This window comes from Hymenobacter segetis (assembly GCF_038448715.1).
Lineage (GTDB): Bacteria > Bacteroidota > Bacteroidia > Cytophagales > Hymenobacteraceae > Hymenobacter > Hymenobacter segetis.
Window position 1 is genome coordinate 34,607 of sequence record NZ_JBCEVZ010000033.1, and the last position, 20,585, is coordinate 55,191.

Sequence of the window (20,585 nt, forward strand, 5' to 3'; positions counted from 1 at the left end):
CTGTTATGACCGAGAGAGAAGTCCGGGTGCGTTTCGCACCTTCGCCCACCGGGCCGCTGCACATTGGCGGCGTTCGCACCGCCCTGTATAACTACCTGCTGGCCCGCAAGCTGGGCGGCAAAATGCTACTCCGCATCGAGGATACGGACCAAAACCGCTTCGTGCCCGGTGCCGAGGAGTACATTCTGGAAGCGCTGGCCTGGTGCGGCATCGTGATTGACGAAGGCCAGGGCGTGGGCGGCCCCCACGGCCCCTACAAGCAGAGCGAGCGCAAGCCCATGTACAAGCAGTACGCCGACCAGCTCATCGCCGACGGCCACGCCTACTACGCCTTCGACACGCCCGAGGAGCTGGACGCCATGCGCGCCCGCCTACAGGCCGCGAAGGTGCCCAACCCGCAGTACAACTCCATCACCCGCGCCCAGATGCGCAACTCCCTCACCCTGCCCGAGGACGAGGTGAAGGCCCTGCTCGACGGCGGTGCGCAGTATGTGATTCGCCTGAAAGTGCCCCGCAAGGAGGAAATCCGCTTCCAGGATTTGATTCGTGGCTGGGTGGTGGTGCATTCTTCGGCGGTTGATGACAAGGTGCTGATGAAGTCGGACGGCATGCCGACCTACCATTTGGCCAACATCGTGGATGACCATCTGATGGAAATCTCGCACGTAATCCGGGGCGAGGAGTGGCTGCCGAGCGCGCCGCTGCACGTGCTATTATACCGCTATTTGGGCTGGGAGAAGACGATGCCGCAGTTTGCCCACCTGCCCCTGCTGCTGAAGCCCGACGGCACCGGCAAGCTGAGCAAGCGCGACGGCGACCGCCTCGGCTTCCCTGTTTTCCCGCTGGAATGGCACGGCACCGATGCCGAAACCGGCGAAGCCACCATCAGCCGCGGCTACCGCGAAGACGGCTACCTGCCCGAAGCCCTGGTGAATTTCCTAGCCTTCCTGGGCTGGAACCCCGGCACGCAGCAGGAGATTTTCTCGATGGATGAGCTGATTCAGGCCTTCTCGATTGAGCGCGTGAGCAAGTCGCCGGCCAAGTTCGACCAGAACAAGGTGAAGTGGTTCAACGAGCACTACCTGCGCGCCAAAACCAACGCCGAGCTGGCCCCCTATCTGCTCACGGCCCTGCACGAGCACGCCATTGTGTGCTCGCAGGAGAAAGCCGAGCAGATTGTGGGCGTGATGAAGGAGCGGGTGAGCTTCCCGAACGACTTCTGGCAGGAGGCCAAATACTTCTTCCAGGCCCCGGATACTTACGACGAAACCGTGGTGAGCAAGAAGTGGAACGGCCCCGTGGCCGCCGCCCTCACGGCCTACGCTGAGGCCTTGCCCACGGCCCCCGAAATTTCGGCCGAAGGCCTGAAAACCCTCTTCAACGACACGATGGCGGCCCAGGGCCTCAAGCCCGGCCAGGTGCTGCAAGCCCTGCGCGTGGCGGTGACCGGAGCCGCCGCCGGCCCCGATTTGTTCGAGACGCTCGTGATTCTGGGTGTGCCCGAAGTGGCCGAGCGCCTGCGCACGGCCGTGGCTACCATTCCCGTAGCGGCATAAATTCGGTTTCGACTGCGGCTTATAGCCCGGCTGCCTGATATCAGGCGGCCGGGCTTTTTTTTACTGAAGCGTAGGAGCTTGCATCCCATTGAAGATAATAGAGAAAGCACCCGAGTTATCGTTTCATCCAGCTATAGCCATTGGCTGCTTTCGCATAACTTTGGCAGGTATTTGTTTTCAACTACCAACCTGGCAATATTCCCTAAACGTCTACTTAATCCGACGGCTGGCACCCGGAAGTCCTTATTTGTTCATTCCGTGGCTGTATACGGGCGTTACCTGCTGGCTTTCCGCACTTCGGTTGCCGTTATCTGCGGGCTGCTGGGCGTGGGCGCTGGGCTGCCCCGGCAGGCAGCAGCTCAAACGTCGGCAGCATTCCAACGCATCGACAGCCTGAAGAACCTGTTACGCAGCCATTCGCAGGGCGATACGGTGAGAGTGGAACTATTGTGTGACCTGGGCGATGAGCTGATGGAAGTGGATGCCGGCGAGGCCGGTCCCTTTCGCCGGGAGGCCGTTGGGCTGGCACGCCGCGTGGGCTACCGCGATTTCCTGGCCGAAGCCCTGCTGAACCTGGCCGACTATCACATTGCCCTGGCCCAATACGACTCGGCCTGTCTGCCGCTGCAGGAGTCCCGTCGCGAATTCACCCGTCTGCACGACCTGGGCGGGCAGATGCGGGGCCTGGGCCGGCTGGCCCGCATTGCCGACCAGCAGGGCCGCCTGGCCGAGGCGCTTGATTACTGCCTGCGCGGCATGGCCATCAGCTCGACGGGCAATGAGCGGCGCTTCCATACCAGCCTGAAAATCCACGCGGCCAGCCTCTACACCCGGCTGGGCGAGTTTGGTTCGGCCCGGCAGTACTTGCAGGAGGCTTTGGCTATTGCCCGCCACTACGACTACCCCGACCGCATCAACCTGATTATGGCGGAGTTGGGTGAGCTCAATCGCGCCCAGGGCAACTGGGCCGAAGCCCGTCGCTTCTACGGCCTGAGCATTGCCGTGAGCCACCGCATTGCCGTGGCCGACCAGGCCACGGTGCGCACCATGCGCTTCCACCTGGCCGATGTGACGGAGCGCCTGGGCGACCATGCCACCGCCCTGCCTCTGGCCCGCACCGCCCTGCACGAGGCCGCCGAAGCCCAGGACGTGCTGCTGGTGCCGCAGCTGCTGGCGCTGCTGGGCCGCACCTGGCTGCACCAGGGCCGCCCCGACAGCGCCCTGGCCTACGCCACCCGCGGCCGCCAGGCCAGTGCTCAGGCCCGATCCCTCGAAGGCCTGCACTCGGCCTATGAGGTGCTGGCCCAGGCCCACGCCGCCCAGGGCAACTGGGCCGCCGCCTACCAGGACCAGCGCCGCTTCGACACCTACAACGACAGCCTGCACGGGGCCGATGTGAGCCGCCGCACCGCTGCCCTGCGTTTCAACCACGCGGCCGCCCAGCACCGCGCCGAGCTGCAGCTGCTGGGCCAGCAGGAGGAGCTGGCCCGCCTGCGGCAGCAGCGCTTGGCCGCCGGCCTGCTGGTGCTGCTGCTACTGGCCACCATGGGTGGCACCGCCCTGCTGTGGCGCTACCGCCAGCACCAGCGCCGCCGCGAAACGGCCCTGCGCAATACCCTGGCCGCCGACCTGCACGATGACGTGGGCACCCTGCTGAGCCAGATTTCCTTGCAGAGTAGTCTGCTTCAGGAAGGCCTGGCCGATGCGGCCGGCCAGCGCCAGCAGCTGGGCGAAATCACCGAAGCCAGCCGCTCGGCCGTGCGCCAGCTCAACGATGTGGTGTGGAGCCTCGATGCCCACAACGACCACCTGCCCGACTTGCTGGACCGCATGCGCGACTACGCCTACGAGGTGCTGGGCCTGGCGGGCCTGACTGTAACATTTGACTTCCCCGCTGACCTCCCCGACCAACGGCTGTCGGTGCTGCTGCGCCGCAATCTGTACCTCATCTATAAAGAGAGCCTGCATAATGTGCTGAAGCACGCTGCCGGTGCCACCGCCGTGGCCGTGCGCCTGCGCTACGTGGCCAGCAGCCTGCCCCAGCTGGTGTTGGAAGTGCAAGACAACGCCCCCAGTCCCGCCCCGACCCAGGATGGCACCGGCCGGCGCTCGGGCCACGGCCTGCGCAACATGGCCACACGGGCCGAAGCCATGGGCGGAGCGGCCACCGCCGGCTCCGTAACTGGCGGGGGCTTCCGGGTGCAGGTGGCCGTGCCGCTGGCCAGTCCGCGCCGGGCTTTTGGGCTGAAAAAGAGCGCATAAGCGACATTCCGGCCCGGCCTTGAAAGGGCCGCGCCACCACCGGGCATCGCATCAACATGCGATACCGCTGCTTGCAAATACGCCGGACCTTTGCTCTATGAAAATTCGCCTGGCCATTGTGGAAGACCAGCCTGCCATCCGCGAGGCGCTGCATACGTACCTGTGCGCGCAGCCGGAGTTCGAGTGCGTGGCCGTGGCGGGCTCGGTAGAGGAACTGCTGAGCCTGCTGGCCGATGGCACCGTGGCCCCGCGCTTGGTGCTGTCCGATATCGGCCTGCCCGGCGCTACCGGCATTGAGGGCGTGGGGTTGATTCGGGAGCTGGCCCCGCAGGCCGAGGTGGTGCTCATCACCGTGTATCAGGATGCCGAGCGTACCTTCCAGGCCCTGTGCGCCGGGGCGGTGGGCTACCTGGTGAAGAGCACGCCGCTGCCGGCCATCAAGCAGGCCCTGCTGGATGTGCTGGCGGGCGGCTCGCCGATGTCGCCGGCCATTGCGCGGCACGTGATGCGCTACTTCCGGCCCGCCGCGCCCGCTACCGCCCTCACCCCGCGCGAGCAGCAGATTGTGGAGGCCCTGGAGCAGGGCCTGAGCTACAAGCTGGTGGCCGACCGCCTCGGCATCAGCCTGAACACGGTGCGCGCCCACATCCGCACGGTGTACGACAAGCTGCAAATCAATTCCAAATCCGAGCTGCTGGCCCGCAGCCGGCGCGGCTAAAGCGCGGGCCGAAAGCGCCGCCCCGCACCCGCCTTGCGGGAGCCGGCACACTCGCTTTTTTGTCCTTGAAGCCGGCTTGCTGGCACCCAAACCCGTGATTTCGCGTACAGCAGCGGAGTATTTCTCCGTCTCTGCACCCCGTCATGGCCAAGAAACCCGTCAAACCCAAGAAAGCTGCCACCGACCCCGCCAAAAAAGCCCGCGTTCACAAAGAATTGGAGGGCTTTGAGATTGGGGTGAATCCGCTGGGCGAAATCACGTCCAACTACTCCATCGAGCAGATAAACCAGTTTCTGGGCCGCCACGTGCGCGATAAAAAGCTCGTGGACCGCGCCGGCCAGTTCGGCGAAAAGCCCGGCGATGATGACGCCGAAGATGCCAACTTCCCCATCGAAGACGGCCACGCTGCCGAGCCCGAAGAATCGGATGAGGACTTCATCAAACGCACCAGCCGCGAGGCCAAGCGCAAGAAAACCGTAGGCGACCCCGACAAGGAAGCCGCCGAAACGCGCGGCGAACTCCCGCAGGAGGAGTAAATTTCAATTACTTACAGCGTGTTGGTGGTGCCTGTGCGCAAACCCTTTTCGAAGGATTCTACTTTGATGAGCTGGCCGTCGGCGTAGGTTTCAACGCGGGTGCGCTTGTCTTTATCGAAGGTTTCGACCTGCGTGAGCTGGCCATTTTCATAGGTTTCGGTGCGGGTCAGGGTGCCGTCGGCGTAGGTTTGGAGACTGGTAATCTGGCCGGCTTCGTTGTAGCTCGTCCAGGGGCCAAACCAGTAGAAGCGGGGCGTTTTGCCGCTGCCCGTCACCCACTGGGCGTGTCCCCGGCGGGCCACCTGCCCGTCCGGGTGCCAGTACGTTACCTCACAAAATCCTTCGCGCCGGTACTGCTCGCTGCGGTCGAGCTGGCCTGTGGGGGCATAGTAGCGGAAGGTGCGCACCGGCCGGCCGTGGCGGTAGCGCCCCGCCGTGAACGGCTGCCGGTCGGCCGAGTCATAATACGTGCGCCAGCGCCCGGTTTCCAGCCCGTGTCGGTCGAAGCGGTTGGGCCGCCAGAAGCCCCGGGGGCCGTAGTGCGCGGTGCCCCGCGAGCCGGCACAAGCGCCCAGCAGCAAAGCAAAACAACCCAGGAGGAACAGGCGAGTAATGTGCATACGGCAAGGAAGTTAAGTTTAACTATAAAATTAGTTAAAAGAAACTATCCAACGCAAGCCCGCCGAAATATTGTGCGCCGGGCTGCTCTCTTTCGTCCCAAATTATACAGGGATAAAAACCGGCTGGCCTATGCGTAGATATGGCGGCGGCTCTATCTTTGGCCGCACCAAATATTCTCCCCGCCATGACTTCCCACGACGTTGACTACCGCATCCTCGGCTCCGATATTCAGGTGCTCGAAATTGAGCTCGACCCTAATGAGACGGTCATTGCCGAGGCCGGAGCCATGGTGTACATGGAAGAAGCCATTGCCTTTGAAACCAAGATGGGCGACGGCTCCGAGCCCGACCAGGGGCTGATGGGCAAGCTGTTTTCGGCCGGCACCCGCCTCATCACCGGCGAGTCGTTGTTTCTCACGCACTTCACGCACCGGGGTGGGTTTGGCAAGAGCAAGGTGGCCTTCTCGGCTCCATATCCCGGCACCATCATCGCGGTTGACTTGCGGGACATGCCCGCCGGCCTCATCGTGCAGAAAGACGGCTTTCTGGCCGCCGCACGGGGTACCAAAATCAGCCTGCATTTCAACCAGAAATTCGGGGCCGGCCTGTTTGGCGGCGAGGGCTTCATCCTCCAGAAACTGACCGGCGACGGCAAAGCCTTCGTGCACGCGGGCGGCACCATCATCGAGAAGCGCCTCAACAACGAGCTGCTGCGGGTGGATACGGGCTGCGTGGTGGCCTTTGAGCCGGGTATCGACTTCAGCGTGGCCCGGGCGGGCGGCCTCAAGTCGATGATATTCGGGGGCGAGGGGCTGCTGCTGGCCACGCTGCGCGGCAGTGGCCGCGTGTGGCTGCAGTCCATGCCCGTCAAAAAACTTATTCGGGCGCTGGCCCCGGGCGGCGGCAATGCCCAGAAAGAAAGCGGCGGGGTGTTGGGTGGCCTCCTCGGCGGAATGCTCGACGAGTAGGGGGCCCAAAGACCTTTATTGCAACGCTTCAGTGGTGGCGGGTCCGGCAGGGCTCATGGCGCCTTTGAGCACAAACGCCAGGGCCACGGCCAGCACCAGGGCCACGCCCACGGCTACGCGCACCAGAAATTTCATGTCGCTGGACTCGTCGTGCTTGCGACGGTCGGCCTCGCGGCGCTGCTGTCGCGACTTGTAGGGACGTTTATAAGCTGACTTTTGGGCGGTTGACAATTCGGTGGTATAGGACATTGCGTGGGAATATGATGGTAATATTACCACTTCTAACTCAATATATACAGGTTCTATTCGACTAAAATCCAAATCCTCTATGCCAAACGCATAATTGACACCATAAATGGATACAGGAAGCCCCCAGAATTAGCCGTTATACTGGTCCCGCCGCCAAGCTGGCGGCACGCAGCACGGCCTCCAGCACGTCGCGCGAGTTGAGCAGGCGCGGCACTTTATGCTGGCCGCCCAGCTTGCCCTGGTGGGCCAGCCACGCGTCGAAGGTGCCGCCGGGTACGGCCCGCACTTTGGGCGGGGCCAGTGCCAGGCTGCGGTGGCGCTTGGCCGCGTAGTCGGAGTTGAGGGCGCAGAGCGTGGCATCGAGCACGGCTCCGAACCGGGCCACATCGGGCGCGGCGGGCGCGGTAGCAAATTCAATCACCCACTCGTGCCCGCCCCGCGAGGTGGCGCTGTCGGCCGTGAACCAGACCGGGGCCGCCGTGAAATCGCGCACTAGCAGGCCGGTGGCCTGGCTGGCGGCGGCCACGGCGGCCTCGGCCGTTTCAATCACCACTTCTTCGCCGAAGGCATTGAGAAAGTGTTTGGTACGCCCCGTGATGCGCACTCGGTAAGGGGCCAGCGAGGTGAAGCGCACGGTATCGCCCACCACATAGCGCCACAGGCCGGCATTGGTGCTGATGACCAGGGCGTAGGGCCGATGCAGCTCTACTTCGGCCAGGGGTACGGGGCGCGGGTCGGGCGCGGTCCACTGGTCGGCGGGCAGGAATTCGTAGTAGATGCCGTGGTCGAGCAGCAACAGCAGGTCTTCGCTTTCGGGCTCGTCCTGCAAGGCGAAGTAGCCTTCCGAGGCATTATATATTTCGAGGTAGCGCATCCGGGCATCGGGAATGAGCTGGCGAAACAGCTCGCGGTACGGCCCAAACGCCACCGCACCGTGCAGAAACAGCCGCAGCTGCGGCCACACTTGGGTAATATTTTCGGCCCCGGCCAGGGCCACCACACGGCGCAGCAGCACCACCGTCCAGGTGGGCACGCCGGCCAGCACGCGCACGTCCTGCCGCAATACGTGCCGGGCAATGCGCTCAATCTTCTCCTCCCATTCATCCAGCAGAGCCAGCTTGAGGGGCGGGGTGCGCAATATTTCGGCCCAGGCCGGCAGCTGCGCCATGATGACGGCCGACACATCGCCCACCCGGGAGGCCGGCTCGTGGGGCCGGAAGGGATTGGGGGCATGCGCGCCGCCCAGCGAGAGGGTTTTGCCGGCCAGCAGCCGCTCGCGGGGGTAGAGGTGCGTGCTCAGGGCCAGCATGTCGCGCCCGGCGCGGTAGTGGCAGTCGTGCAGCGCCTCGGCCGTGACGGGGATGAACTTGCTGCGAGCGTTGGTGGTACCGCTGCTTTTGGCAAACCACTGCGGGCGACCGGGCCAGAGCACGTCGGGCTGGCCGCGCAACACCTTTTCCAGCTCCGGGTACAGCTGCTCGTAGGTGCTCACGGGCACGCGCCGGGCAAAGTCGGCAGGCGTCATTTTCTCCCCAAAGCCGTAGCGCCGGCCCCACACCGTGCCCTGCGCCCGGCGCAGCAACCCCCGCAGCAGCCGCGCCTGCACCTCCAGCGGCTGCTGCCGGATGCGGGCCAGCCGCGGCAGGCTGCTGAGTTGGACGGCATGAGCGAGTAGCTGGTCGAGCATAGGCGGGTGGGCGGGTTGGTGGGTTAAAAGACCGTCATGCTGAGCGCAGTAGAGATGCTTCGACTGCGCTCAGCATGACGGTCTGTATTATTCAGCAAAACTGCTGCTCATCACACATTCCGCTTCAGCTCGAAATTCTTACCCAGGTACACGCGGCGCACGGTTTCGTCGCCGGCCAACTCTTCGGCGGTGCCGGCTTTGAGGAGCTTGCCTTCGAAAAGCAGGTAGGCGCGGTCCACGATGCTGAGGGTGGAGTTCACATCGTGGTCGGTGATGAGCACGCCGATGCCGCGGTGCTTGAGCTTGGCCACAATGCCCTGGATTTCTTCGGTGGCGATGGGGTCGACGCCCGCGAAGGGCTCGTCGAGGAGCACGAATTTGGGGTCTACGGCCAGGGCGCGGGCTATTTCGGTGCGGCGGCGCTCGCCCCCGCTCAATACTTTCCCCAGATTTTTGCGCACGTGGGTCAGGCTGAATTCTTCGAGCATTTCCTCCACCTTGTCGTGTCGGGCCTGCTTTTTCATGCTGGTCATTTCGAGCACGGCCATGATGTTTTCCTCCACGCTCAGGTCGCGGAACACGCTGGCTTCCTGGGCCAGGTAGCCCACCCCGAGGCGTGCCCGCTGGTAGATGGGCATGGTCGTTATCTCGGTGTTATCCAGAAAGATGCGACCACCGTTGGGCTTTACCATGCCCACCATCATGTAGAAGCAGGTGGTTTTCCCGGCCCCGTTCGGCCCGAGCAAGCCCACGATTTCGCCCTGCTCAACGGTCACCGACATGTCGTTGACGACGGTGCGGGCTTTGTATTTTTTAACGAGGTGGTCGGCGCGAAGAATCATAGGGGCAAAGGTACGGGCTGGGCGGAAGGCGGGCGAATGCCGCGTCAAACGATTGAAACGGGTGAAATATTCGGCTTGCCTAACAAATGGCGTGAAATTTTCCGTTACTTTTAAGCCCACAACCTAACCCACCTAATTTTTCTTTTTTTTATGACGGTAAAAACACTACTCCTTGCGGGGGGCACGCTGCTGGTCAGCGCGTCGGCCGCGTCTGCCAGTGGCTTTCAGGTGAACCTGGGCGGCCAGAAAAACATCGGCATGGGCGGTGTCGGCGTGGCGTTGACGCTTGACCAGGCCGCCATGTTTTACAACCCCGGCGCGCTGGCCATGGTGCGCGAAAACGGCGTGCAGGTAGGCTTCAACGGAGCCATTGCCCGCAGTGCCTTCCGTCCCGAAAGCGGCGGCGGTCAGAGCGAACTCAACAACAAGCTGGTGACGCCCTTCAACTTCTACGCCGGTTTCGGCCCGAAGGAAGGCAAGTGGAAAATCGGCATCGGCGCCTATACACCCTTCGGCAGCGAGCTGCACTACGCCAGCAACTGGGAAGGCCGCTATTCCCTCACGGACATCAACCTGCGCTCCATCTTCGCCCAGGTTACGGGCTCCTACGCCATCACGCCGCAGCTGAGCATCGGCGCGGGCCTGGTGATGCTGGCCTATGGCGACGTGGACCTGCAAAAAGACGTTCCGCTGTCGGCCCAGAGCGGTGCTCCTACGCCTCACGTCACTCTTAACGGCAAGGCCAAGCAGACGTTTGGCTACAACGTGGGTATCTTCTTCAAGCCCAGCGACAAGCTGAGCGTGGGCGCCAGTTACCGCTCGCAGGTAGATGCCAAGATTGAAAACGGTGACGTGCGCCTGCGCGACGTGATTTATTCGACCGGGGCCGCCTTCACGGCCACCAACTTTTCGGCCACCCTGCCCCTGCCTGCCACGGCCAGCGTGGGCGTAGCCGTGATGCCGACCGAGAAACTGACGGTTTCGCTGGATGCCAACCTGGTGTTCTGGAACGTGTACCGCACGCTCGACTTCAACTACAGCGGCAATAATGGCTACGCGAAGGATTTCGCCAAAGCCGGTGAAAACACCGACAGCCGCCTGGGCAGCACCACAACGAATGGTGTAACCACCTATAATACTTCTTCCTCGGCCAAGCGCTACTACCAGGATGCCCTGTGTTTCCGCCTCGGTGCCCAGTACAAAGCCACGGAGGCCCTGACGGTGCGCGCCGGCGGCTTCTTCGACCAGGCGGCGGTGAAAGATGGCTACGTGAGCCCCGAAACCCCGGATGCGGACCGCATTGGCCTGTCGGCCGGTGTTTCCTACGAGTTTGCCAAGCGCTTCGGCGTTGATGCGTCGTTCCTGTTCGAGGATTTCCTGAAGCGCAGCCAGAGCCAGGCCGACCTGGTGAACAACGGCACCACCGACCGCGTGGCCGGCACCTACAAAACGACCATTGCCATTCCCGGCGTGGGGCTGTACGTTAAATTCTAATTCCCACCCCCGCATTCCGACGCATAACAATGAAACGCACTTTTAACTACTCGCTGCCCGCTCTGGCCCTGCTGGGGCTGACGCTGGGCAGCTGCCAGCCCACGCTGGAGGACAACCGCCCTGCCGCCGACGCCGGCTCGCTGAACTTCAGCAGCTACGTAGCCGTGGGCAACTCCCTCACCTCGGGCTACTCCGACGGTGGCCTGTACAACGAGGCCCAGGCCTCGTCGTACCCCGCCATTCTGGCCCAGCAGTTTGCCAAGACGGGCAAAGGCCCTTCGGCCTTCGTGCAGCCTTCGTTTTCGGCCACCAAGAAGGATGGCTCGGGCTACGTGCAGCTTCGGGTCGTGAACGGCACAACTACCCCCGTGCAGCCCTCGGCAGCCAACAGCTTCCTCGGCGAGCAGGTGGCCTACACCAATAACCCAGCCTTCCCAACGGAGCTAGAGGCCTACACTGGCAACCAGCCCGATAACCTGGGCGTGCCCGGCATCTCGGTGCTGAGCGCCGATAAAACGGCTTCTTCGAGCGGCAACGCAACCGTGGATGCCCAGACCCGGGGTGCCGCGGCGGCCTACGGCGTGCTCAACAACTTCTACCAGCGCATTCTGCCGGCGGCTGACCGGGGCACGAAAGACTACGTGACTTACATCGGCCAGAAAACCCCGACGTTCTTCACCTGCTGGATGGGCAACAACGACGTGCTGACGTTCGCCACCAACGGCGGGGTTGCCAGCGCCACCAACCCTTTCAGCGGCATGACGGATACCACCAGCTTCGGCCGGGGCTACCGCAACATCCTGTCGACCATCTCGAAAAACGGCACGGTAGCCGGGGTTGCGGCCAACATCCCGAACGTGACGACGATTCCGTATTTCACCACGGTAACCGTCGCGGCTGTTGCGGCCTCGTTTAAGGCGGCCAACCCGGCATCGCCGGGCGTGTTTATCACCACTGGTACGGCCGCCGCGCCCGTAGTGCGTCTGGCTACTTCGGCTGATTTGCTGACGCTGACTACCCAAGGCTACATTGCCGCCGTGGTAGCGGCCGGTGGTACGGCCCCTGGTAGCCTGCCCACCAGCCCGTTGCCTAATAACTACGTGCTCGACGCTACCGAAGCGGCGGCAGTGGTAGCTCGTACTACGCAGCTGAACAACATCATCGCCAAAACGGCCCGCCAGAATAAGGTGGCCCTGGCCGATATGAACACCTTCTTCACCAGCATTGCCCAGCAGGGCATCGTGACCAATGCGGTGAACAACACGGCCACGTTTGCCTCCGGCAACCTGTTCAGCCTCGATGGCGTGCACCCCACGCCGCGCGGCTACGCCGTGGTGGCCAACGAGTTTATCCGCGTTATCAACTCGTACTACGGCTCGGCAATCCCGGCCGTGGCACCGAACGACTACCGCGGCGTGCTGTTCCCGTAAGCGAACGGCTTTGCCTGGAAAAAAGGCCTTCCCTGCTCCAGGGAAGGCCTTTTTTTTATGACTACGCCGGTATCTGCGTGCTCAGGTGCGCCGCAATAAGCTGCGCATGGTGCCGGCCGTTCTCGATGAACCAGCGGCTGGTGGCGCGCCCGCCGCACACGGTGCCAGCCACGAACAGGCCGGGCCGGGTGGTTTGGTGGGTGGCGGGGTCGAAGAGCGGGGCGCAGGCCTCGTCATCGGGGTCGGGCTGCACGCCGAGGCGGCCGAGCAGGGCTTCGTCGGGGTGGTAGCCGGTGAGGGCGTACACGAAATCGGTGGGAATGGTGAGCGGCCCGTCGGGCGTGAGGACTTCGATGGCCGCCGGGGTGATGGCGGTGACGGTGGTGTTGAAATGCGCCGTGATGCGGCCTTCGGCAATGCGGTTGACGAGGTCGGGGCGAATCCAGTATTTGACGGAATCGCTGATGGCGGGGCCGCGCACGATGAGCGTGACCTTGGCCCCGGCGCGGGTCATTTGTAGGGCGGCTTTGGCCGAGGAGTTTTTGGCCCCGATGACGACGACGTGTTGCATCACGTGCTGGTAGGGCTCCTTGTAATAATGGCTTACGTGCGGCAAATCCTCGCCGGGCACGTTGAGCGGGTTGGGCAAGTCGTAGAAGCCGGTGGCCACGATGACGTTGCGGGTCGGGATTTCACCTTTGCTGGTAGTGATGGTGAAATTGCCCTGCTCGCCTTCCAGCTTCAATACCTTTTCATGCAGGCGGATATCCAGCTTTTCGTCGCGGGCCACGCGCTGGTAGTAGTCGAGGGCGTCTTCGCGCAGGGGCTTGTAGTGCGCCGTGGGGAAGGGGTAGCCGCCGATTTCGAGCAGCTCGGGCGTGGAGAAAAACTCCATGTTGGTGGGGTAGCCCACCAGGGAATTGACCAGTGCGCCCTTTTCAATGATGGCGACCTTGAGGCCTTTGCGCTGGGTTTCGAGGGCGCAGGCCAGGCCCACGGGGCCGGCTCCGATGATGAGAACGTCGAGCATATGATGTAGAGACGCATACTTGCGTCTTGTCGTTGAACGGTTAATGGGGTACACCTTCTCTCGAAACCAACTGGCCCAGACGCTGAGACGCAAATATGCGCCCCTACCTTTGCGCCATGCGTACCTGCGACTTGTGCGGCAGCACCGATTTTAAGAAGCTGCCTTTCTATTACGAATTTGAAGGCCAGCGGCTGCAAGGCACCCAGTGCCGCAGCTGCGCCCTGATGTTTCTCGACCCCCAGCCCACGCCCGCGCAGCTGGAACGGCTCTACGGGAAGGACTATTTCACCGAGCGCCCCAACTACGACCGGACCCAGCAGGAAGTAGTGTTCATCGAAGAAGGCCAGAAGCAGGCTGCTTTAAACCAGGTTCGGCCCGACAAGTTCACGAACTACATTCTGGCCAAGTACCCCGGCCGCCGGTTCCGTTACCTCGACGTGGGCTGCGGCCCCGGCTACACCCTCAAAAGCCTAGAGGCGCTGGGCTGGGAAGCCCACGGCCTCGAAATCTCCGAGCACGCCGCCGACTTTGCCCGCCGCGAGCTGCACCTGCCCGTGGTGACGGGCAACATCGAAACCACCGAGGACTTCCACGAAAACCAGTTCGACCTCGCCTACATGGGCGACGTGCTGGAGCACCTGCTTTCGCCCAGCGCCACGCTGGCCAAGTTCCACCTCATTCTGGAGCCGGGCGGGCTGCTGGTGCTGGCCCTGCCGGCCACGCTCAACCTGCCCACCGTGCGCCTGGGCTTCGCGGCTTATGGCGCACTGGGCAAAGAGCGCAAGATGGACATTCCGCCCTACCACCTGTTCGAGTTCACCCCCGCCACCATCACCAAAATGCTCAAGAAGCAGGGCTTTGAAGTGGTGGAACTGCTGAACCCGGTGAAGCCGCCGAAGAACATCCGCCTCGGCGGCAGCGTGGTAGAGAAGGTGAGCAAGTTGGCCGGGCAATACCCGACGTATTACCTGAACAAGCTGACGGGCCGATTTGGCGACCGCATGTTTGTGGTGGCGCGGAACGTGAAGTAGCGCGGACTTTTAGTCCGCGGCCCCAATATTAAAACAGCACCCTAAAGCAGAAAACACCTGAAGCTTAAAGCCTCAGGCGTTTTTTTGCTATTCGGTCGCGGACTAAAAGTCCGCGCTACGGCTACAGCAGCTCCGTGCTGCGCTTCACGAAGGCAGTCAGGGCCTCGCCTTTCAGCATGCCTTGCGACAGCAGCGCCAAATCAAACGCTTGCTTGGCCAGCTTGTCGCCGCCGTCGGCCAGCACTTTGCTCACCAGCGGGTGGTTGGCGTTCACGGTCACATCGTAGGACTCGGGGAAGGCCCCGAACATCTGCATGCCGCCGCCCCCGCCAGTGCGCTGCATGTCCTTCATGCGGCGCATGAACTCGTTTTGGGTGATGACCACGGGCGCATCCTGCGGACTGAGGGCGGCCACTTTCACGTGCATAGCCGGGTTGGCAATAGCCGTGGTAAAGGTTTCCTCCAGCTTCTTGGTGTCGTCCTCGCTCAGCACGCTTTCGGTGGTGTCGTCCTTCTCAATGAGCTTGCTCAGCGTATCGGCATCCACGCGCTTGAAGCTGGTTTTTTCCAGCTTCTGCTCCAGCTGGCCCACGAAGTGCGGGTCGAGCACCTGGTCGAAGTTCAGCACGTCGTAGCCACGCTCCTGGGCTGCCGCCACGAAGCCGTGCTGGTGCTCGGCATCATTGGTGTAGAGGATGACGGTATTGCCGTTTTTGTCCTGCTGGTTGGCCTGGATGTGCTCGGTGTACTCGTTGATGGTAAACAGCTTGCCGTTCACGTTCTTCAGCAGCACGAAGTCCTTGCCTTTGTCGTAGAACTTCTCGTCGCTCAGCATGCCGTACTTCACAAACATACCGATGTCGCCCCATTTCTCCTCGTAGCCGGCGCGGTCCTGCTTGAACAGGCTGCTGAGCTTATCGGCTACTTTCTTGGTGATGTAGGTGTTGATTTTGCGCACCGCCGCGTCGGCCTGAAGGAAGCTGCGCGACACGTTCAGTGGGATATCGGGCGAGTCAATCACGCCGTGCAGCAGCATCAGAAACTCGGGCACCACGTCCTTCACCTCGTCGGTGATGAACACCTGGCGCGAGTAGAGTTGAATCTTGTTGCGCGAGAACTGCAGCTCGTCCTTCACTTTCGGGAAGTACAGAATACCAGTTAGATTGAACGGATAGTCCACGTTCAGATGAATCCAGAACAGGGGCTCGTCCATGCTCATGGGGTACAACTCCTGGTAGAATTTCTTGTAGTCCTCATCGGTCAGCTCGCTCGGCTGCTTGGTCCAGATGGGGTTGGTGTCGTTGATGAGCTCACCTTCGAACTCAATCGGAATGGGCAGGAACTTGCAGTACTTGGTGAGGATGCCGCGCAGGCGGGCCTCCTCCAGAAACTCGTCTGAATCTTCGGCTACGTGCAGCACCACGTCGGTACCGCGCTCGGCTTTCTCAGTGGTTTCCAGGGTGAAGGAGGTGCTGCCGTCGCAGGTCCAGTGAGCGGCTTCGGTGCCCTCCTTGTAGCTCTGCGAGAAGATTTCGACCTCGCTGGCCACCATGAAGGCCGAGTAGAAACCGAGGCCAAACTGACCGATAATCTGGTCTTTCGTGGCGGCATCCTTGTCCTTGTACTGCTCCACAAACTCAGTGGCGCCGCTGAAGGCAATCTGGTTGATGTACTTCTTGATTTCCTCGCCGGTCATGCCCAGGCCGTGGTCAGAAATCGTGATTTTGCGGGCTTCCTTGTCCACGGTCACGCGCACTTTCAGCTCGCCGAGCTCGCCTTTGTACTCGCCCAGCTGGGCCAGGCTTTTCAGCTTTTGGGTGGCATCGACGGCATTGCTGACCAGTTCCCGCAGGAAAATCTCGTGGTCGGAATACAAGAACTTCTTGATAATCGGGAAGATGTTCTCGGTGTGGATGGAGATGGAGCCGGTTTCTTGCATGATATAAGATGGAAACGGTTGAATACAGACGGAATGGCTGGGCGCAGAGGCCCCGGCCACGGTTTCCGTAGCTTTCAAAGGACGTTCCAAGGGGTAATCAGCTGTCAGATTGACAGCGGCCGGTTGCGGCCCATACTTGTCATTCCGACGAAGGAGGAATCTGAGTAAAGCCGTCCAGGCATCGTCCTCCTTCGTCGGAATGACAAGTATGTGGTCTGGCTACAGCAACTCGGGCTGGCTCCGGTGCGGAGCTTCGAAGCTACCAGCCGAAACCGGGCCGGACCCAAATACGGCGTCCCATTCGGCCTGCAGCTCGGGCAGGCGCGCCGAGTAGTCGGACAGCCATTGCAGGCCGGGCTCGGGCTGGGGGAAATACTGAATATCAAACTTAATAATGCTCCGAAACATGGCCAGCAGCGAATCGATGGCCAGCTGGTTGTGCACGCGGTGGCGGTGGTTCACAAGCACCACGCGCTCCAGCGGCAGCTTCACGATGCCCGGCATCCAGCTCACGCCCAGCCACACCTGGTCGTAGACCGAGATGTCGGGAAAGGTATTCATGTTGAGCAGCAGGTGGCGCGGGCCCAGCTCCCGGTCCAGGGCCAGGAGTTGTTCGGCGCTTTGGCGCAGGGTACGGGTGTCGGCTCCTGAGGCCCATTCGATACGCAACAGGCTCAGCTGTTCGTCGTATTGCAAAGAAAAGTCAGGAATATTGCTAATTATCACAGAAAAAGGCGCTAAAAGGCCGCTCGGGCAGCAAGTTACGGCACCATTACGGGAAATGTAGCGCGATGGATTGGTGAACAGTAACCACTCGTAAAATTTATTTACTGAGCAACTTCCGGCCTTTACCTCCATCTTTGTATTGTGCAAGCCATCCGTTCCCATCTAGCCCTGCTGCTGCTGCTCTGCCTCGTGCGGACGCTGCTGCCCGAGGCGTGGATTCTGGCGATGCACCCTCACGCCCACACCATTGAAGAGCCGGCCCAGGCCCCGGCATTCCGCCACAAGGGCAAGGCACTTGTCAGCGCCAAGCACCAGCACTGCGACGTAGAGCAGTTTTATGACGTAGCGTTTCAGGCCGCCGTGCCGGTGGCTGCGCCCCAGCCCCGCGTGGCCATACGCTACGCCGCTACGCCCGCTTTGCCGCCCGTGCGGCCGGCGGCGGGCGAAGTGCTTTTTGCGCGGTCGTTGCGCGGCCCGCCCGCCCTCGCCTAACCTCCGGCGCATTCCTTTTTCTTCTTGGTGTTACCCTGCCTCGCCCGCAGCCGCGCTTTTGCGCGGTTGGCGGGCCGGGCTGCTTTGGCTTTTTTCATGTCATTCCTTATTCCCCGTTTCTCTTTATTAATGGGCCTGGCGATAGCGCCGACAGCTCTTTTTGCTCAGAATACCCAGCCCGTTGCGCCGCGTGTGCGCATGGCCGCCCCGCCCCTCACCGGCCGCATTACCGATGCAGCTACCGGTGAGGGCCTGCCGGGAGCCAACATTATTTTCGACGACCTAAAGCAGGGCACGGCCGCCGGGCCGGACGGCTCATTCAGTTTCAGCAGCCTGCCGCGGGGGCGTTTCACGGTGCAGGTGCGCTCGCTGGGCTACAACACCGTGACGCAGACCGTGGACACGGGCAGCGGCCAGCCGCTCGATTTCAAGCTGACGGTGGCGGCCACCGAGATTGGGCAGGTGGTGGTGACCGGGGTGTCGCAGGCCACGCAGCTGCGGCGCTCGCCTATTCCGACCTCGGTGGTCGACCACACGCGCTTGAACCAGACGGCCGGCTCGAATCTGGTGGATGCCATTGCGCACACGCCGGGCGTGAGCCAGATTACGACCGGCGCGGCCATCAGCAAGCCTGTCGTGCGCGGGCTGGGCTACAACCGCGTCATCACCCTAAACAACGGGGCCAAGCAGGAAGGCCAGCAGTGGGGCGACGAGCACGGCATTGAGATTGACGAGTTTAGCGTGGACCGGGCCGAGATTATCAAAGGTCCGGGCTCGCTGCTGTATGGCTCCGATGCCATGGCCGGCGTTATCAACTTCGTGGCCCCTGACCCCATTGCCGAGGGCCACATCACCGGCACGGCTACGGCCAACTACCAGACCAATAACCACCTGCAGGCCTACTCTTTCCAGAATGCGGGCAACCTCAACGGCTTTAACTGGCTGGCGCGGGGCACCCGCAAGGTGGCCGGCGACTACCAGAACCGCTACGATGGCCGGGTGTACAACTCGGGTTTTAATGAGTGGGATGCTAACGGCTACGTGGGCGTGAATAAAAGCTGGGGCTATTCGCACCTCACCTTCAGCACGTTCAACCAGCGACTGGGGCTGACGGAGGGTGCCCGCGACCCGCAAACCGGCCGCTTCGTGAAGGACGTGCCCAGCGGCGACTCGACCCTGAGCGTACCCGTGACCGACAGCGACCTGCGCGGCTACGGCCTGGCTGTCCCCCAGCAGCAAATCAACCACCTGCGCATTGGCACCGACAACAGCTTCATTCTGGGCTCGAACGGCGGCCGTATTGGCCTGCAGGTGAGCTACCAGCAGAACCTGCGCCGCGAGTACGGCAACGTGCTCGACCCCGCCGAAACCTCGCTCTACTTCCAGTTGCGCACCGTGGACTATTCGCTGCGCTACTTCCTGCCCGAAAAAAATGGCTGGAACCTGACCGTGGGCACCAGCGGCCTGCACCAGCAAAACCAGAACCTAGGCCAGGAATTCCTGATTCCGGCCTACCGCGTGAACGAGGGCGGCGTGTTTGGCGTGGCCAAGAAAACCATTGGCTCGCTCGACATCAGCGGCGGGCTGCGGTACGATGTGCGCCAGATTTCAGCCGATAAGCTGCTGCTCGACAGCAATGAGCGGCCCAGCAATGCCCCCACGGCCGAAACCAAGTTTCCAGGCTTTCTGAGCACCTTCCGCAACTACAGCGGCAGCCTGGGCGCGGCGTATAATCTGAACGAGAAGCTGACGGTGAAGGCCAACCTCTCGCGCGGCTTCCGCGCGCCGAATATTGCCGAGTTGGGCTCCAACGGCAAGCACGAAGGCACCATTCGCTACGAAATCGGCAACGACAACCTTAGCCCCGAAACCAGTCTGCAGGTGGACGCCGGTGTGAGTTACGTCACGGACCACGTTCGGTTCAGCGTCGATGCGTTTGAGAACAGCATCAGCAACTACATTTTCACGCGCCGGCTGCTCACGGCCAGCGGGGGTGATTCGCTCCGCGACGACACCCGGGCCTATAAGTACGACCAGGGCCAGGCCCGCCTGGTGGGCGGCGAGGTCAGCCTCGACTTCCACCCCCACCCGCTGGATTGGCTGCACTTTGAAAACTCGTTTTCGATGGTGCGCGCTGAGCAGTTGAACGTGCCCGCTGCCGAGAAGTACCTGCCCTTCATCCCCGGCGACCGGCTGCAATCGGAGTTGCGGGCCAATTTCCGCCGCCAGGGCAAGCGCATCACCAACCCCTACGCCCGCGTGCAGCTGGAGCACACCTTCGCCCAGAACCGCTACTTCTCGGCCTTCGACACCGAGACGGCCACGCCCGGCTACACGCTCATCAACGCCGGCATCGGCACCGATTTGGCCGATGCCAAAGGTCGCACGCTGTTTTCGCTGTTCATCACCGCCAATAATCTGTTCGATGTGGGCTACCAGAGCCATCTGAGCCGGTTGAAATACGCTGATTTGAATGTGGCCAATGGCCGCTACGGCGTGTTCAATCAGGGGCGTAATGTGAGCGTGCGGCTGGTGGTGCCGCTGGCGTTCAAGTAGCGGCGCGCGGCTTTCACAGGCCGGGCGAAACTGGGCCCTTATTACTCGCCGACTAATCACCAACCGGCAATTTGCAACGGTCGGTGGCTTCCAGATGGAAGTCGCCGACCGTATTTTTTTATCCCGATATAAAACTGTTTCTTTCGATAAATTTCATAAATCCCGCCCTTTTCCAGTTTATATGTCCGAACTCTTTACGAACATTCCCAAGGCCCGTACTTCGCTGCTGCGCTCATTGCAAAAAGCCTTTCAGCTGGCCGTGGCGGCCAACGAGCCCGGCGGGCCCTCGGCTGAGGAGCTGGCGGAGCTGGCCACCGGCCAGAGCCGGCGCGATTTCCTGGCCATCACCACCAAACTGGGCGTGCTGGTGGGAGCCGGTGGCCTGCTGGCCGCCTGCGAAAAGGTAGCTATTGAGCCTGCTGCGCCCGACGCTATCGGCTTTGCCGATG

Annotated in this window: 17 protein-coding genes and 1 pseudogene; 11 read left to right on the forward strand and 7 right to left on the reverse strand. The window is 62.2% G+C overall.

Going from position 1 to position 20,585, the window contains the following annotated elements:
• The first annotated feature begins 5 nt into the window (after nucleotides 1–5).
• From gltX to AAFH49_RS13810, 4 genes are all read left to right on the forward strand, one after another.
• The gene (gltX, locus tag AAFH49_RS13795; RefSeq protein ID WP_342299005.1) at nucleotides 6–1,556 is read left to right on the forward strand and encodes a glutamate--tRNA ligase; all 1,551 of its coding nucleotides are present in this window, start codon (nucleotides 6–8) and stop codon (nucleotides 1,554–1,556) included.
• 258 nt (nucleotides 1,557–1,814) lie between these two features.
• Nucleotides 1,815–3,818, forward strand: a complete 2,004-nt coding sequence (locus AAFH49_RS13800) for a tetratricopeptide repeat-containing sensor histidine kinase (protein WP_342299007.1) — start codon at nucleotides 1,815–1,817, stop codon at nucleotides 3,816–3,818.
• 97 nt (nucleotides 3,819–3,915) lie between these two features.
• Nucleotides 3,916–4,536: a response regulator gene (locus tag AAFH49_RS13805; protein WP_342299008.1), complete on the forward strand. Its 621-nt coding sequence runs from the start codon at nucleotides 3,916–3,918 to the stop codon at nucleotides 4,534–4,536.
• Between the two features lie 143 nt (nucleotides 4,537–4,679).
• Nucleotides 4,680–5,072 (forward strand): hypothetical protein, encoded by a 393-nt coding sequence (locus AAFH49_RS13810; RefSeq protein ID WP_342299009.1) that lies wholly within the window; start codon nucleotides 4,680–4,682, stop codon nucleotides 5,070–5,072.
• A gap of 11 nt (nucleotides 5,073–5,083) precedes the next feature.
• Here the strand turns inward: AAFH49_RS13810 and AAFH49_RS13815 are convergent, their stop codons facing one another.
• Complete coding sequence (locus tag AAFH49_RS13815; RefSeq protein ID WP_342299010.1) at nucleotides 5,084–5,692, reverse strand: toxin-antitoxin system YwqK family antitoxin; 609 nt, start codon at nucleotides 5,690–5,692, stop codon at nucleotides 5,084–5,086.
• A gap of 185 nt (nucleotides 5,693–5,877) precedes the next feature.
• On the opposite strand from AAFH49_RS13815, the gene AAFH49_RS13820 reads away from it, so the two are divergent.
• Nucleotides 5,878–6,660, forward strand: a complete 783-nt coding sequence (locus AAFH49_RS13820) for a TIGR00266 family protein (protein WP_342299011.1) — start codon at nucleotides 5,878–5,880, stop codon at nucleotides 6,658–6,660.
• 15 nt (nucleotides 6,661–6,675) lie between these two features.
• Here the strand turns inward: AAFH49_RS13820 and AAFH49_RS13825 are convergent, their stop codons facing one another.
• The 3 genes from AAFH49_RS13825 to lptB form a co-directional block, all read right to left on the reverse strand.
• The gene (locus AAFH49_RS13825; RefSeq protein ID WP_342299013.1) at nucleotides 6,676–6,909 is read right to left on the reverse strand and encodes a hypothetical protein; all 234 of its coding nucleotides are present in this window, start codon (nucleotides 6,907–6,909) and stop codon (nucleotides 6,676–6,678) included.
• 136 nt (nucleotides 6,910–7,045) lie between these two features.
• On the reverse strand, nucleotides 7,046–8,596 hold the full coding sequence (locus AAFH49_RS13830; RefSeq protein WP_342299015.1) for a GH3 auxin-responsive promoter family protein: 1,551 nt from the start codon (nucleotides 8,594–8,596) through the stop codon (nucleotides 7,046–7,048).
• 110 nt (nucleotides 8,597–8,706) lie between these two features.
• The gene (gene lptB, locus AAFH49_RS13835) at nucleotides 8,707–9,438 is read right to left on the reverse strand and encodes an LPS export ABC transporter ATP-binding protein (RefSeq protein ID WP_342299017.1); all 732 of its coding nucleotides are present in this window, start codon (nucleotides 9,436–9,438) and stop codon (nucleotides 8,707–8,709) included.
• Nucleotides 9,439–9,588: 150 nt separating this feature from the next.
• Here lptB and AAFH49_RS13840 point away from each other — a divergent pair, with 150 nt between their 5' ends.
• Both AAFH49_RS13840 and AAFH49_RS13845 read left to right on the forward strand, forming a co-directional pair.
• Complete coding sequence (locus AAFH49_RS13840) at nucleotides 9,589–10,932, forward strand: OmpP1/FadL family transporter (RefSeq protein WP_342299019.1); 1,344 nt, start codon at nucleotides 9,589–9,591, stop codon at nucleotides 10,930–10,932.
• Nucleotides 10,933–10,961: 29 nt separating this feature from the next.
• Entirely contained in the window at nucleotides 10,962–12,362 is a 1,401-nt protein-coding gene (locus tag AAFH49_RS13845) for an SGNH/GDSL hydrolase family protein (RefSeq protein ID WP_342299020.1), read from the forward strand.
• A gap of 61 nt (nucleotides 12,363–12,423) precedes the next feature.
• Here the strand turns inward: AAFH49_RS13845 and AAFH49_RS13850 are convergent, their stop codons facing one another.
• Nucleotides 12,424–13,392, reverse strand: a complete 969-nt coding sequence (locus tag AAFH49_RS13850) for a YpdA family putative bacillithiol disulfide reductase (protein ID WP_342299021.1) — start codon at nucleotides 13,390–13,392, stop codon at nucleotides 12,424–12,426.
• 116 nt (nucleotides 13,393–13,508) lie between these two features.
• Here AAFH49_RS13850 and AAFH49_RS13855 point away from each other — a divergent pair, with 116 nt between their 5' ends.
• The gene (locus AAFH49_RS13855) at nucleotides 13,509–14,423 is read left to right on the forward strand and encodes a class I SAM-dependent methyltransferase (RefSeq protein WP_342299023.1); all 915 of its coding nucleotides are present in this window, start codon (nucleotides 13,509–13,511) and stop codon (nucleotides 14,421–14,423) included.
• Nucleotides 14,424–14,544: 121 nt separating this feature from the next.
• Here the strand turns inward: AAFH49_RS13855 and htpG are convergent, their stop codons facing one another.
• On the reverse strand, nucleotides 14,545–16,362 hold the full coding sequence (gene htpG / locus AAFH49_RS13860) for a molecular chaperone HtpG (protein WP_342299025.1): 1,818 nt from the start codon (nucleotides 16,360–16,362) through the stop codon (nucleotides 14,545–14,547).
• A gap of 219 nt (nucleotides 16,363–16,581) precedes the next feature.
• On the reverse strand, nucleotides 16,582–17,058 hold the full coding sequence (locus tag AAFH49_RS13865; RefSeq protein WP_342299027.1) for a hypothetical protein: 477 nt from the start codon (nucleotides 17,056–17,058) through the stop codon (nucleotides 16,582–16,584).
• A 171-nt stretch (nucleotides 17,059–17,229) separates the two neighbouring features.
• On the opposite strand from AAFH49_RS13865, the gene AAFH49_RS13870 reads away from it, so the two are divergent.
• The 3 genes and pseudogenes from AAFH49_RS13870 to AAFH49_RS13880 form a co-directional block, all read left to right on the forward strand.
• Complete coding sequence (locus AAFH49_RS13870; protein WP_342299028.1) at nucleotides 17,230–17,580, forward strand: hypothetical protein; 351 nt, start codon at nucleotides 17,230–17,232, stop codon at nucleotides 17,578–17,580.
• 96 nt (nucleotides 17,581–17,676) lie between these two features.
• The gene (locus AAFH49_RS13875; protein WP_342299029.1) at nucleotides 17,677–20,136 is read left to right on the forward strand and encodes a TonB-dependent receptor; all 2,460 of its coding nucleotides are present in this window, start codon (nucleotides 17,677–17,679) and stop codon (nucleotides 20,134–20,136) included.
• A 181-nt stretch (nucleotides 20,137–20,317) separates the two neighbouring features.
• Nucleotides 20,318–20,585 (forward strand): annotated as a pseudogene (locus AAFH49_RS13880) (hypothetical protein); the annotation flags it as partial.